Here is a 14,892-nt window from a genome sequence, read left to right on the forward strand (position 1 = left end):
TGGTCCAACTGGGCCAACAGCGTTCGTCCCGCTTTATGGCTGAAGCTGTAATGCAGAAGAAATAGCTGTAAGCAGACAATGAAAACCGGCATAGGCCGTTTTTTTGTGGTCAAAAGGCTGGAAGTAAATGTGATACTTTTCCATTGATTTTCATAGTATTTTATGAACATGCATTTTTAACAGGAAGCAGGTAGATCATTGGAAGAGAACAAAGATTATCGAAAGGGTGGATTATGGGATGAAAATGCAGTCTACGATTATGTAGTTAATACATTTAAGGCTTATGCCGATGCCATGGTACCCCATTCACCGGATCTGGCAGAGCAGTATGGAAAGATTCAGTTTTATGGAGCATTGGAGTCCTATACGGCAGAGTATTTAATTATGTCTCTTGACAGCTACCCCACACCGTTTGCAATAGCAGCGGCAGAAATATTAAATCTGGCAGCAAAACAGTACCTTATGGAAAAGGGAGGGGATCCGGATTTAGAAAAAGGTTCGGGCGGACTTTATTTTACTAAGTTATCTCAGGAAGACCGGCTGAAAATCATTGACCGGATCACCAGCCCTGAAGGCATCATCTATATTCCTGCAGGCCTCACTATGAAGCAGGGAGATATAGCACCTGTACTGCCGGCACTCAACCGGCTCACTATGATGGGATATTATTCCGAGTGGTCCGGCTACGGTTCCACAAGGTTTATGCCTCCGGATAAGCGTATACTGGAATATGTGCCGATTGGCTGGAAGCAGGTGGGGTATCCGGGACCTTCTATGGGATACCGGGTTGCAGGAGCCTTTGATTTTGCACAGAAACAGTGAGGCTGGGAATTTGATTGGAGGTGCGTATGGATAACGGCTATGATGCAGATGTAATTGTGATTGGTGCAGGCGGAGGAGGCGCGGTTGCAGCGAAAGAGCTGGGAGAAAAGGGATTAAAAGTGCTGGTTTTAGAGGCAGGTCCATGGTACGGGAACCGGAAATGGCCGAATCCGAATACAAATGCAGGTGCAGCGGGAAGCTCAAGCAACGATGATCTGGATATACAGCTGCTTAAAAGTACCTTTACAGATTTAGAGGACGACATGAATGATGCCATAACAGGAAAATTCAGATGGGGTCCGGCAGACAGAAATTTAAGTCCGTGGCAGAGAATCAATGAAAAGGGAGGCTTTGTCTGGCAGAGCGCAGGAGTGGGGGGTACCACGCAATTGTATTTTGCCAACTGTCCCCGTGCTTTTCCCGCAGCATTTGAACGTGACTGGCCCTTTAGATACGAAGAATTAATTCCCTATTATGAAGAAGTGGAGCAGACCCTTCCCGTGCGCGAAGCTACAGCAACATCCAAAGAGAATTTGTTTTTCTACGGAGCCAGAAAGCTGGGGTTTGAGTATACCCGTGAAATAAATATAACCAAACCAGGATACCGTCTTCAGCAAAACGGCATTCTGGGTATCAATCCCATGTTAAATAATCCGGATTTTGATCTGGAAAATAATCAGGCAGTCGGCTGCACTCTTCGGGGGCATTGTGTCAATGGCTGCTGCATCGGTCCAAATGTGGGAAGTGTTTCCAAGCGTTCTACTCTGGTCAGCTATATTCCATATGCCCTGGCAACGGGAAATGTGGATATTATGCCCAACTCATTTGTCACAGCCATACATACCGGCGAAAATCAGGAGGAGGGGCTGTATGCAGCCAGCGTATCCGTCAGGAATACCTGGACCGGCGAAGTCAGTGAATTAAAGGCAAAAGTGATCGTTTTATCTGCAGGCGCCATTGAATCCCCCAGACTTTGGCTGAATTCCCGTCTCCCTGAGAATGAATGGGTGGGAAGAGGGATGACCACTCATATATTTGACTGCGTCTCTGGTATTTTTGAAGAAAAGGATCTGATGAACATCCTCGGAATGTCCGACGTAAAGCCTTACAAAGGACAGAATTCCGCAGCCAGACTGGATTACCCCGGACTGGGAGTGTTTGAACCCTTTGGAACAAGTCCCGGTATCTATGCTTCCTTGATATACGGAACGAGCCAGAAGGGGTACTATTTTCAGAATCAGACAAACGAAGAGGAGCCATGGGACAGAGAGGGCATTATTGCAGGAGATCTTTTAAAAGAGTTTATGCGCGATTATAACAGAACGCTCAGCATTTTGGTATTTCCAGATGACGATGTGAACCAGAAAAACGGAGTGACGCTGGACCCGGAGCGCATGGACGAAAATGGCTATATTCCCATTATCAGTTATGAAATGAGTGAGGCTGACAGAGAGAGAAGAGACCAGCTGGTAGGACTTGCCGCTGAGCTTTTAAAAAAAGCTGGGGCAAAGACAGTCAGCAGGGCCAATTGGCCGCCGGATGTCGGTATCCACATTATGAGTACCATGAGGATTGGATTTGTAACAGATTCCAATTGTGAAGCATATCAGGTAAAACGCCTGTTTATCGCAGATAACAGTGTCTTATGCAACGGACTGGGCGGCCCCAATCCCACCCTTACCACCCAGGCTCTTGCTGTAAGGACTGCAGAAAAGATTGCAGAAAAATATTTCCCATCGACTAAAATGGATTAAAACTGGCAGTGAATATAAAAATGCGCCTTGAAACCAAGACGCATTTTTATATCATTTAAGTCAGTTTCCTGTATACATCAGATAGATAAAATGATTTGCTTCTCTTAAAAGGTGATCGGTATAAAGAGAAAGCATGATCGCCTGAATTTTACAGGTAATCAGCCCGTTTGTGGTGTCGGACTTAAAATCACTGATTGCAATGGCATCGGATAGAATTTCCCGGTCAGAAGGGAAGGTTTCCGGCCGCATTTCGGCCCGCCCCAGTAAATCAAAAGTATCTGATAACTGGTTGGCTGTGTTGAAATATGCTGTTTCCGTTGGGTCCAGCTGTCCGCGCATAACCTTTGCATGATCGGCCATATTCTGGGTCCAGAACGATTTATAATCACACAGGAGAGTTTCGTCTCTGTTCTGAAGCCGTTTCAGGATTTCAAGATATCGTTTGGCTTCCAGGAGAATATGTAAGATATCGGCTGTGTACATCATGGTGAAGAGGCCGCAGGATACACGTCTGTTTAAGAGATCCGCCTGAAACTGGACAAAGGACGTGGTCAGGTTTAAAAGATTCTGGTTCAGCATGAAAACATCCTGTTCATTTTTGTTGGTGGCCGTATAGTCTCCGGTGAAGGGCTTAATGTCATAGGTCATGCGGGTCAGCTGGGAATTGATTGTGATACCGGTGTTAAGCTGTGCCAGCCGTTCCGCCTCTTCCGTATACTGGGTATAAAACTGCCCGGATTCAAGAACACTTAAAGGGATGACACCGTCCGACAGTTTAATGGCTGCTTCCAACAGCTGGTCGTATTGCTGTTTGTAAGTATCTGCCTGATCTGCATATTCTTTTCCGGGCGGGGGCATAGTAGCCTCAATAAATATGGCATGCTCCTTTAAGATCCGGATCCAGAAGAGATGATACTGGAGTGAGCATTGTATATAAGATTCTTTTGAGGTCATAGGGGTTGCTCCATGATTATTGAATTACTGCATTCTATGCCTGCCGGTTAAGAACTATTCGTCCGGATAGCTTCATCATATTGTGAGAAATAGAAAAAGATGCTATAATTCTCATAGCATAAAGGAGGTGGCCGTTTTGGACAGGCAGACATTTTCCCGCAGAAAGCCCGGTATGATTGAGGAAGAAAAATACAGGAAGTATGCGGTTTTCATACCGGTTCTTACGATTAACGGGGCTAAGTATCTGTTGTTTGAAAAACGTTCCAGCAAATTAAAGCATCATTCTGGTGAGATCTGTTTCCCGGGAGGTAAGCTGGAGCCTGGTGAAACACTTAAAAAATGCGCTGTCAGGGAAACCATGGAGGAGTTAAACGTGACTTCCCGGCAGATTGAGGTGCTTGGACCGGGAGATATCTACATTTCTCCCTTTCATCTCATCATCCATTCGTTTATCGGAGAGCTGAAAGACTATAAAGACACATTCAGCACCGACGAAGTAGAGGAAATCATCGAAGTGCCTCTTGATTATTTAAGAAGCATAAAACCGGAAACATTTAAAAGTATGCTGGTTACAGAACCCCCTGAAGATTTTCCCTATGAATGGATTCCGGGAGGCAATCAATATACGTGGACGAAAGGAACCAGGGATATATTGTTTTACCGGTATGAGTCATGGGTCATCTGGGGAATGACGGCACAGATATTAAAGTCCTGTCTGGAACTGATGGAGCAGTATAATCTGTTTGATTCTATGAATAGAGAAAGGTGATAATATGAAAAAAGAGATATATCTGGCAGGCGGCTGCTTTTGGGGAACAGAGAAATATCTGGAAAATATTCCGGGAATTTTAAGTACAGAAGTGGGGTATGCCAATGGAACAACCAAGAATCCTTCCTACGAAGAGGTATGCCATAATAATACCGGACATGCGGAAACCGTCAAAGTGGAATATGAGGATTCCTTGGTGGGACTTCCTTATATTCTGGAGCTTTATTATGATGTCATCAACCCGGTCAGCGTAAACCGACAGGGCGGTGATACCGGTACACAGTACAGAACCGGTATTTATTATACCGATGATGGGGATAAGCCGGTCATTGAAAAGTCAGTGGAAGAGCTTCAAAAGAAATACAAAGAAAAGATTGCAATTGAACGTGTGCCTCTTCTTAATTATTACAAAGCGGAAGAATACCATCAGAAGCATCTGGATAAGAATCCGGAGGGCTACTGCCACATATCCGGGGACAAATTCGAAAAGGCAAAGCTTGCAGTGGATAAAAGTAAAAAATTTCCGCCTAAATCTAAAGATGAGCTGCGCAGAAATCTGACGGAAACCCAGTTTGAGGTAACCCAGAACAGCGCAACAGAGCCTCCTTTTCAGAATGCGTACTATGACGAATTCAGGGAGGGAATCTATGTTGATGTGACAACCGGAGAGCCGCTTTTCTTATCCTGCGATAAATTTGAGTCCGGATGCGGCTGGCCAAGCTTTTCCAGACCGCTGACTGCCGATTTAATCCGGGAGCTGGAAGATAAGAGTTTTGGCAGACTGCGCACGGAAGTGCGAAGCAGCCTGGGAGATGCTCATCTTGGCCATGTTTTTACAGACGGTCCTGAGGAGATGGGTGGACTGCGTTATTGCATTAACAGTGCAGCTTTGAGATTTATTCCCAAAGAGGAGATGAAAACGGAAGGTTACGAAGCCTATCTGGCATTACTGAATGCAGATGCCTCCAAACAGGATTGATATTTTCTGGTATGATGAATATAATAGTAAAAAAACCAGGTGAAGTGAATGTTTGGTGAGAACAACGGCAGTAAGATTCATTCCTGTAATGACGTAGATCCTGCCCCCCAAAGATATTTAAACCCTGCTGATATTTATATTGTTAAAGGGTATGGGATAGAAGTTTTTTTAGAAAATCTAAATTCACCGGCAGGCATCGTTTTTGATGAGGAAGGAAGTCTTTATATCGCTGATTCCGGTCTGTCAACCGGTAATCCACAGGTGCTGAAACTGGTGAACGGCGAGATGGAATTAATAGCCGAGAATTTTGTGATCCCCATTTCGGGAATCAATTATTTAAATGGCGTTCTTTATGTGTCACACAGAGGTTTTGTCACCTGTATATTTAAGGATGGTACAAGACAGAATATAATTATGGGACTGCCAAGCAACGGCGATCATTACAATGGTCCGGTTGCATTTTCACCTGATTATAAGATCTATTTTGGACAGGGGACTGTTACCAACAGCGGCGTTGTGGGCAATGACAACGAATGGGTGCCGGTATCTCCATTGCTATGCGATTATACGGGAGATTATGTTATGCTGAGCGGTCAGAATTTTGCAACGGATAATATTCTCACAGAAGCATTGACAGATGATCTTGCATTTACTGGTGCCTTTTCTCCTTATGGAATTCCTAATATTGAGTTTGAAATTAGAAAAAGACATGTCAAAGCCTCCGGCAGTATCATAAGGGCAAACCTTGACGGCTCCAATTTAGAGCAGGTTGCCTGGGGATTTCGCAATCCCCTTTTTTTAAAGTTTAATAACAGTGGTCAGCTATATGCTATCAATAACGGGTTTAATCCGGTAGGCAGCAGGCCCATTGAAAATGCGACGGATGATTTCTATTACATAACTCCGGATCTATGGTATGGCTGGCCGGATTATTCAGCAGGGGAACCGGTCAATTCTCCAAGATTTACACCAACCGGGGGTTATCAGCCTACGTTGATTTTTAAAAATCCGCCCAGCATCCCCCCGAGACCCTATGTCAGTTTCCCGCCCAATTCCACTCTGATGAGCTTTGATTTTAATTACAATCAGAGGTTTGGCCCTTACGGAGACGTTTACATGGCGGAATACGGCAGCACGATAACGGCTAAGATGGGAGACGGGCTGTCCTATGCCGGTTCGGGACACCGGATATCAAAGATAGATATGAGGGCAAGAACCATCAGCACTTTTGCCATCAACAAAAGCGGATTCCCTGCCTCCATTTCAAAGGGAGGCGGACTTGAGAGACCAAGCCATCTGGTATTTGGACCCAATGAATCCCTGTATATCGTTGACATGGGTTTAAATGTTGATAGAGATCCTAATATTTTTATTCCAGGAACAGGAGTGGTCTGGAGAGTATTTCGCACCAATGATTAATATACAAATAAGGAGATTGAGAATATGCTGGAAGAGATACTGGAATATAACAAAGAATTTGTTAAGAACAAAGGCTATGAAAAATTTATTACAAATAAATATCCGGAAAAGAAAACTGCAATCGTATCCTGTATGGACACAAGACTGACAGAGCTGCTTCCCGCCGCACTTGGATTTAAAAACGGCGATGCAAAAATTATAAAAAATGCAGGAGGGGTCATTTCCCATCCGTTCGGCAGTGTTATGAGAAGTCTTTTAATCGGGATCTATGAACTGGATGTCAGGGAAATTTTAGTGATTGGCCACACGGACTGCGGGGCCAGATATACGGACAGCGGCAAAATGATTGAGATGATGAAGGAACGGGGAATCAGACAGAAGGACATCGATTTAATCAAGTACTATGGAATCGATTTTGATTCCTGGCTGGGTGGTTTTAAGGATTTAGACCAGTCCATTAAAAAATCAGTTGAACTGATCCGAAACCATCCACTGGTTCCGGAAGAAATCCGGGTCTATGGACTGGTGATTGATTCTGTCACAGGTGAGTTAAGTAAAGTAGTTTAAACCGTTTTTATACAGGAAGAGGAGAAGGTTTTATGAAGCTTGGAATCGTTGGTTCGGGAATTATCGCAAAGGAGTTTCTTTCCATTTCCCACCATCTGAAGCATACCATGATTTTGTCTCTCTGCTGCACAAAAAGGAGTGAGGCCGAAGCCAGGGCGCTTGCGAAGGAATATTTAATCGGGCAGATTTTTACAGATTATGAGGAGTTTCTAAGAAGTGAAGCTGATACGGTATATCTCGGCCTGCCCAATCATCTTCATTTTTCCTATGCATACCGGGCACTGATGGCAGGAAAAAATGTGATTGTGGAAAAACCATTTACTCCGTCCATAGAGCAGGCTTTGGTTTTAAGCCGGACAGCCAGGAAGAATCATTTATTTCTGTTTGAGGCAGTGACCACCCTTTACCAGCCCGATTACAGGAGTGTAAAGGAGATGCTTCCGGCTCTCGGCAGCATCAGGCTTGTCCAGTGCAGCTATTCCCAGTATTCCAGACGGTATGACCGGTTTAAGAACGGGGAGGTACTTCCGGCCTTTGATCCTGCGTGCGCCGGAGGTGCACTCATGGATATTAATATCTATAATGTCCATTATACTGCGGGACTTTTTGGAATGCCTGAATCGGTTCATTATTTTGCAAATATAGAAAAAGGAATTGATACATCCGGAGTGCTGTTGCTGGATTACGGAAGCTTTCTTTGCAGTCTGACCGGAGCAAAGGACTGCAGTGCTCCAAATTCCTGTATTATTCAGGGGGACAAGGGATATCTGATACAGAACAGTCCGGCGAATATCTGTAAGGGAGTCCGTATGATTTTAAATGACGGATCGGAAGAGACCGTAGTGGATCATTCGTACAGTCATCGAATGATCAGTGAGTTTCTGGAGTTTGAAAAAATGATTCTTTCCGGAGATCTGGATACCTGCTATAGCTACCTGGATCACAGTCTGTGTGTATGCAGAATTCAGACAGAAGCAAGGAGAATGGCGGGGATTGTGTTTCCCCCAGAGGTGGAAGAAGTGCAATGATCTGGTTCAATAAAATACGCGTCCTGCCGGGGTTCAATTGCCCGGTCAGGACGCGTTCTTGTATTTAAACGTTAGAATTATATATCAAGAGCAGCATGATGTCCCTGATAAACAGCTGTTGTAATAGTGGAAGCTTTTATACAGTCTCCGATGGTCTTAACAATCGGAGCGCAGTCAACCAGCTCGTCAACAACATCTCTGCGAGGTTTCTGACCAAGAGCACATACGACTGTTCTGCCTTTAATCAACACCTCTTTGCCCTCTTCATTCTGACATATAACACCATCGTTTGTCACTTCCATACCCTTATGGTTTTTATATACCTGAATGCCGCATTTTTCTATTTCCTGCAGCATGAGAGGACGATGACGGATATTGGCATCAGGAGCAAGCTCTCCGTTCATTTCGATTAAGGAAACTTCCTTTCCCTCCCGGGCAAAATGAATCGCGATTTCGCAGCCTGCCAGACCGCCGCCTAATACAGCAACAGATTCCTTTACCTGGTCTTTTTTATGGTGGTAATCATTGACAATGATAACATTGCCGCCGTTTAACCCCTTGATTGGAGGAACAATGGGAGATGAACCGGCTGCAACAATAATCACATCAGCCTGCTCCTTCTCGGCATATGCTTTATCTACCGCTGTATTTAAGCGAATGTCAACGCCTTCTTCAACCGCCAGTTTTCCCAGGGTTACACCCAGCTGATACATCTCGTATTTGAATGGAATTGCCTGTTCCCCAATGAGGATACCGCCAACTTCATCATTCTTTTCACACAGGATTACTTCGTGGCCTCTCTTTGCAGCGGTGATGGCCGCTTGAAGACCTCCGGGACCGGCACCTGCAATCAGTACCTTTTTCTTCTTTAAGGCAGGCTGTATTTCCATACCATCCATCTCGCGTCCAATTACAGGATTGACTGTACACCGTCTTGTGGAGGTAACGGCACGTTCTGCCATGCATACAAAACAGCGTAAACAGTGAATGATCTTGTCATCCTGGTTTGTCATTACTTTTTTCGGAAGCTCCGGATCGGCTAAAAGTGCACGGGCCATTTCCACTACATCAGCTTTTCCAGAAGCAATGATTTCTTCCATCATGGCAGGGTCATTTAAAGCGCCTACCGTAGCAACCGGTATGCTGACATGCTTTTTAATCTCTTCTGCCAGATAAACATTGGGACCGTGGGGCAGGAACATGGAAGGATGGGTGATTCCAAAGCCTCTCTGGTATGTACCTGCTGATACATGAAGCAAGTCGATTTTATCCTCTAAAAGCTGTGCAATCTTAACGCCCTCTGCCAGATCGTATCCGCCTTCAAACAGCTCAGAACCGCTCATGCGGAATTCAATTGGGAATCCTGGTCCGACGGACTTTCTGATGCACTCAAGTACTTCCTTTGCGAAACGGACCCTGTTTTCCAAAGAACCTCCGTATTCATCGGTTCTTTGGTTAAAGTAAGGAGATAAGAACTGATTGATGAGCCAGCCGTGTCCGCCATGGACCATAACCATTTCAAATCCTGCTTTTTTCGCAAGAGCAGCTTTTTCGCCGTAGGACTCTACGATTTCCTGAATCAGATCATGGGTCAGTTCCTTTACCTCCCGTCCGTCCGGTCTGGTGCCGGGGCTTGGGCCCCACTGAGAGATGCTTTCTTTCTTGTCCTTATCTACCAGATACGTTCCTGCATACTGACCGGAATGAGATAACTCCACACTTGGTATGGCACCATGTCTTCTTATGGCGTCTGCAGTATAGGTAAAGCTTGCAAGGGAATCCACTGTCTGTAAATCCAGATGAAACATATGGGATGCCTCTGTTTTGGGATGAACAACCAGCTCGCTGACTGTTACAGTAGCAGCGCCGCCTTTTGCCCTGTTTTCGTAGAATGCCTTCGTTTTCGGACCGATGGTACAGTCTTTTGTTATATCAGTACCGCCCATAGGTGCTCCGAACATACGGTTACGAAAATATACATTGCCGATTTGAATTGGTTTGCTTAAATTAGGAAATTTTCTTTCCATGATGTCTCTGCCTCCGATGAATTATTTTTTTTCTGTTTTATTAATTTGTGTATAGATAAATGACAGCATAAGTCCTGCCAGTGAGATAGCTATGGCTGTTAAGAATGCATTTTTATAGTTACCGGCAGCAGCATAGATGTTGTTTAAAATGGTTGGTCCTACGTAGCCCGCAAGAGCAAATCCGATAAACATGATTCCATAATTGACACTGTTGTTTTTCGGTCCGAACTGGTCGGCAGTAAAGCCTGGGAATACACCCATGAAAGCTCCGAAACATATTCCAATAATGGAGATCGCTACATAGAATAAAACAACATCTCCCTTACCGCAGAAATAAAGCATGAGCAGACCGATAACAGACAGCACACAGGCAAGAGCAAGCGTGTTGATCCGTCCGATTTTGTCAGAGACAGATCCGGCAAGTACTCTTCCCAGAACGTTGAATAGTGCCAGAGTGGAAACAGCAGCAGTAGCTGAAACTGTGGACATTCCTACAATGTTCTGAGCCAGAGGAGAAGCCATGGGAATAAACATCAAAGCTGAAAATGCGCCGCAGGTGAGCAGCAGAATCATAACGTAGAACACAGGTGTTTTTAACATTTCTTTCCAGTTTTTATTGATTGCAGCCTGTTTGCCTGCAGCTGGAGGTGTATATCCTTCCGGTACAAAATCAGCAGGGCACTTCTCCATAATCAGAGAACTGATACAGATAATAACTGCAAAGACAATACCGATGATTTTAAATGCGGAAGTGACTCCTGCAGTTGAAATAATCATGGCAGCAACCGGCGGAATAATGACGGAACTGATTCCAAAGGTTGCAGTGGTAAGCCCTCCTACAAGACCTCTTTTGTCAGGGAAGAACTTGATGGATGTGCTGATGGTTGCACCATATACCATTCCAAGACCTAACCCCAGTAAAAGACTGTAGGTTCCGATTAAAAAGCTGACGCTTTTTGCATAGCCAGACAGAAACATACCGCCGCCGAACATAATTCCCCCGATTAAGATGACCAGCTTCGGCCCCAGAGTGTCATTAATCGTACCTCCGGTAATCATGGTAATCGGACCTACTGAGTTGGCGATTACAAATACAATGGATAAATCTCTGGCTGTCAGTGTAACTCCGGTTAACTGGCTTAAATATTCTGCCATTGGTGTGGAAAGAACGCTCCATGCATAAAGAGAACCGATGCATAAGTTAATGAAGCAGCTGGCGATAAGGATCAGCCATCTTTTTTTGTTGTAATTCATATGAACCCTCCTAATTGTTATTATTATAACAATGTTATATCATGATTGATAATACATGTCAATATAAACATGTTTTATTTTTAACATATTCAGTTAACACAGTTATATTGACATATTTTCCATATTTGCTATAGTTATAACAGAAAGAAAAAAATTGAGGAAAATAATATGAAAAGTTTGAAATATGCAATATTGGGGCTGTTATGCCGACATCCCATGACAGGCTATGAAATTGCCAAGGAATTTAATTATGAACTGGCTGAATTCTGGTATGCCAATCATAGCCAGATCTATCCGGAACTGAAAAAACTAAACGAAGAAGGACTGGTTAATTACGACATTGAAATCAGCGGAGAGATTCTGGAAGCAAAACGTTATACCATTACTGAAGACGGGCAAAAAGATTTCATGAAGTGGCTTCATAAGGATGAGAAGATACAGAAGACGCCCAAAGACGTGTTTCGTCTTAGGATGTATTTTTCGGGCAATCTGGATACTGAAACGAGAATCCATCTTTTGGAAAATCAGCGGATGCAGCATTTTAAGCGTTTAAACTCATTAAAAAAGACATTTGAACAGTATTCAAAAGTCCCGCCCCGTGCTTCAGACCGGTTCGGGGATTTTATTGTGCTTCGCGGTGCGATTATGAGGCAGGAGAATATCATAGCCTGGATCGATGAATGCATTGGTTACAGCAAAGAAGATACCGGGAATGAGAAAGGCTGATGCGCCCATTAAGAAAAACTATTGACAATTCTATGCGGCTGTGGTATCATTTCCGAAATAGTGAAAAGGCAATGAAGAGGAATAGTACGTATACGGAGAATTTCAGAGAGAAGGTGGCTGGTGTGAACCTTTATTGAAGTATATGGAAGCAGTCTCGGAGCTTTGAACCCAACGGGAAGATTCCCAAGTAGGCTTCAACGGATTCCCACGTTACAGGGACGCGGTATGTCAGTACCGTATGGAGTGCAGAGAATTCTCTGAATTTAGGTGGTAACACGGATTGTATATTCGCCCTAAGCGTTTTAACGCTTGGGGCCTTTTTTTATGCAAAATTAAGAAAGAGGGAATGTATTATGAGAAAATTTGAAAAATCAAAAAAACTGGATTATGTATGCTACGACATCAGAGGACCGGTTATGGACGAAGCAAACCGAATGATCGCCCAGGGAGTGGAAATTTTAAAACTGAATATCGGCAATCCGGCTCCGTTTGGCTTTCGCGCACCGGAAGCGCTCTTAAAGAAAATGAATGATAATTTAGTCAATACAGAGGGCTACTCCGATTCCAGGGGCTTATTATCCGCAAGGGAAGCAATTGTGAAGTATTGCCGGAAAAAAGGAATTCATGAGGTGGGAACAGAGGATGTCTATACAGGAAACGGAGTCAGTGAATTAATTACTCTGTCCATGCAGGGCCTTTTGGATTCCGGTGATGAAATTCTGGTTCCCTCTCCGGATTACCCTCTTTGGACTGCGTCTGTGACTCTGGCGGGCGGTACGGCAGTTCACTATATCTGTGATGAAGTTGCAGACTGGTATCCGGATATCAATGATATTAAGAGCAGGATTACAGACAGGACGAAGGGAATTGTTGTTATTAATCCCAATAATCCCACAGGAACTCTCTATTCCAAAGAGCTGTTAGAAGAAATTGTTAAGCTCTGCCGGGAAAACGGTCTCATTATTTTTGCAGATGAGATCTATGACAGGCTGGTGCTTGACGGACTGACCCATACCTCCATTGCGTCTCTTGCACCGGACCTGCTTACGATCACATTTAACGGGCTGTCCAAATCCCATTTAATCGCAGGATACCGCTGCGGCTGGATGAGTCTTTGCGGGGATAAATCCTTTGCAAAGGGGTATGTGGAGGGGATCAATCTGCTGTCTTCCATGAGACTGTGTTCCAACGTTCCTGCCCAGTCTGTGATTGGAACTGCCCTTGAGATGGAAGAGGAGACAAAAAAACTGCTGGTTCCGGGCGGCAGGATCTATGAACAGAGAGAATACATATACCAGGCGTTAAACCAGATCCCGGGAATTTCTGCAACTAAGCCCAAAGCTGCTTTTTATGTATTTCCTAAAATTGATACGAAACGATTCGGAATTTATGACGATGAAAAGTTTGTTCTGGATTTTCTAAGAGATAAAAAGATTCTTCTTACCCATGGCGGAGGTTTCCACTGGGAAAAACCAGATCATTTCCGGGTGGTTTATTTACCGGAAATGGGTATGCTTAAATCTGCCTGCGGCCGGCTGGAAGATTTTCTGTCTTACTACAGACAGGAATAATAAACGGCCCTGCAGCGGGTTCGTCTGCAGGGCCGGGTTTTTATTTAACTATTGATTTGTCTGTGTCTGGTAGCTTTTAAGCTCAGTATTCCAGGAAGTAAACCGGGGATCCTCTCTGTGATCTGTCAGGAGATTTAAACCGGATAAGTAACTGCCCATATATGCAGATACTTTTTTTGCCCCGTAATAGTTGATATGATCTCCTCCGTCTCTGGAATCAGTGGTCCAGTCGATGGATAACTGGTCTAAAGACAGGTTTAAATCGATATAATCAAGGTTATTTTTATCAGCAAACTGCTTCACTGCATTGTGTTTTGCGTAGTTCCAGCATTTGGGGGAGGGAGAGCTGTATAAAATCAGAGTAATTCCCTTTTCCTTACACAGTTCATTGACTTTCGTCAGATACAGTAAGGGCTGTTCCTGTATATCGAAAACCTCATCTGTTTCCATCGTATAAGGTCCTCCGGTATAAGGTTTGTTGATGATATTATACTGATAGCCTTTATATACAGGTGACGGTTTTTCTGCTATACCGGCACGGATATTTTTCAGCATATAGAAATGAAAATATCTCCAGTTGTTGTGGTACTGGTAAACAGGAAATAGTTTCTTTGTTTTTTCATCAATTGTATTTTCCAGGGCATTGATGTATTTGAAATCCCGGAAACAGGCGTTGGTCTCAAGCAGTACTACTTTTGGAGACTGCTTATTTAATACCTTTTCTAAAAGATAATAGGTATCCTGTAGCCTCTGACCGGGTACACCGCAGTTAAAGCCTGTGTACCCGTAGTCATTCCAGATCTCCATGGGAGAGATGCTGGTGCTGCATTCACTGTCACCGATGGATAAGTAACCGATGGTATTTTTAGGTTCCTTATAGATTCCTCCGGCTTTTTTGTAAAGTCCCTCTGCCCCGGTGTTTACCGGCAGGAAAAGAAAGGACATGATATATAAAAGAATGATAAGTCCCGTAATAAAGGATAATGTTCTTAATTTGTTTCCTGCATGCATTCCGTCACCTC

At 44.1% G+C, this 14,892-nt stretch carries 13 protein-coding genes and 1 other annotated feature; of the genes, 9 read left to right on the forward strand and 4 right to left on the reverse strand.

What is annotated here, in order from left to right; translation table 11 throughout:
* Window positions 1-198 precede the first annotated feature (198 nt).
* Window positions 199-822, forward strand: a complete 624-nt coding sequence (locus tag V7D18_RS09730) for a hypothetical protein (RefSeq protein ID WP_426153820.1) — start codon at window positions 199-201, stop codon at window positions 820-822.
* 26 nt (window positions 823-848) lie between these two features.
* Complete coding sequence (locus tag V7D18_RS09735; protein WP_426153822.1) at window positions 849-2,576, forward strand: GMC family oxidoreductase N-terminal domain-containing protein; 1,728 nt, start codon at window positions 849-851, stop codon at window positions 2,574-2,576.
* Window positions 2,577-2,636: 60 nt separating this feature from the next.
* On the opposite strand, the gene V7D18_RS09740 is transcribed toward V7D18_RS09735, so the two are convergent.
* Window positions 2,637-3,530: a DUF2935 domain-containing protein gene (locus tag V7D18_RS09740; protein ID WP_426153824.1), complete on the reverse strand. Its 894-nt coding sequence runs from the start codon at window positions 3,528-3,530 to the stop codon at window positions 2,637-2,639.
* 136 nt (window positions 3,531-3,666) lie between these two features.
* Here V7D18_RS09740 and V7D18_RS09745 point away from each other — a divergent pair, with 136 nt between their 5' ends.
* From V7D18_RS09745 to V7D18_RS09765, 5 genes are read left to right on the forward strand one after another with little or no spacing between them, the layout of a single operon-like run.
* Window positions 3,667-4,299: an NUDIX hydrolase gene (locus V7D18_RS09745; RefSeq protein WP_426153826.1), complete on the forward strand. Its 633-nt coding sequence runs from the start codon at window positions 3,667-3,669 to the stop codon at window positions 4,297-4,299.
* A gap of 4 nt (window positions 4,300-4,303) precedes the next feature.
* Complete coding sequence (gene msrB / locus V7D18_RS09750; protein WP_426153828.1) at window positions 4,304-5,278, forward strand: peptide-methionine (R)-S-oxide reductase MsrB; 975 nt, start codon at window positions 4,304-4,306, stop codon at window positions 5,276-5,278.
* A 48-nt stretch (window positions 5,279-5,326) separates the two neighbouring features.
* Entirely contained in the window at window positions 5,327-6,697 is a 1,371-nt protein-coding gene (locus V7D18_RS09755) for a PQQ-dependent sugar dehydrogenase (protein ID WP_426153829.1), read from the forward strand.
* Window positions 6,698-6,721: 24 nt separating this feature from the next.
* Window positions 6,722-7,264, forward strand: a complete 543-nt coding sequence (locus tag V7D18_RS09760; protein ID WP_426153831.1) for a beta-class carbonic anhydrase — start codon at window positions 6,722-6,724, stop codon at window positions 7,262-7,264.
* 32 nt (window positions 7,265-7,296) lie between these two features.
* Entirely contained in the window at window positions 7,297-8,292 is a 996-nt protein-coding gene (locus V7D18_RS09765) for a Gfo/Idh/MocA family protein (RefSeq protein ID WP_426153833.1), read from the forward strand.
* 77 nt (window positions 8,293-8,369) lie between these two features.
* Here V7D18_RS09765 and V7D18_RS09770 read toward each other — a convergent pair whose 3' ends face one another.
* Window positions 8,370-10,319, reverse strand: a complete 1,950-nt coding sequence (locus V7D18_RS09770) for an FAD-dependent oxidoreductase (RefSeq protein WP_426153835.1) — start codon at window positions 10,317-10,319, stop codon at window positions 8,370-8,372.
* 21 nt (window positions 10,320-10,340) lie between these two features.
* Complete coding sequence (locus tag V7D18_RS09775; RefSeq protein ID WP_426153837.1) at window positions 10,341-11,573, reverse strand: L-lactate MFS transporter; 1,233 nt, start codon at window positions 11,571-11,573, stop codon at window positions 10,341-10,343.
* A gap of 168 nt (window positions 11,574-11,741) precedes the next feature.
* Here V7D18_RS09775 and V7D18_RS09780 point away from each other — a divergent pair, with 168 nt between their 5' ends.
* Together V7D18_RS09780 and V7D18_RS09785 are read left to right on the forward strand one after the other, a co-directional pair.
* The gene (locus V7D18_RS09780) at window positions 11,742-12,299 is read left to right on the forward strand and encodes a PadR family transcriptional regulator (protein WP_426153839.1); all 558 of its coding nucleotides are present in this window, start codon (window positions 11,742-11,744) and stop codon (window positions 12,297-12,299) included.
* A 62-nt stretch (window positions 12,300-12,361) separates the two neighbouring features.
* Window positions 12,362-12,598 (forward strand) — a binding site (T-box leader).
* Between the two features lie 54 nt (window positions 12,599-12,652).
* Window positions 12,653-13,870, forward strand: coding sequence for an aminotransferase class I/II-fold pyridoxal phosphate-dependent enzyme (locus V7D18_RS09785; RefSeq protein ID WP_426153841.1), 1,218 nt, complete (start codon window positions 12,653-12,655; stop codon window positions 13,868-13,870).
* A gap of 48 nt (window positions 13,871-13,918) precedes the next feature.
* On the opposite strand, the gene V7D18_RS09790 is transcribed toward V7D18_RS09785, so the two are convergent.
* On the reverse strand, window positions 13,919-14,881 hold the full coding sequence (locus V7D18_RS09790; protein WP_426153843.1) for a hypothetical protein: 963 nt from the start codon (window positions 14,879-14,881) through the stop codon (window positions 13,919-13,921).
* Window positions 14,882-14,892 lie beyond the last annotated feature (11 nt).

Source organism: Lacrimispora sp. 38-1, assembly GCF_049890855.1.
Classification (GTDB): domain Bacteria; phylum Bacillota; class Clostridia; order Lachnospirales; family Lachnospiraceae; genus Lacrimispora.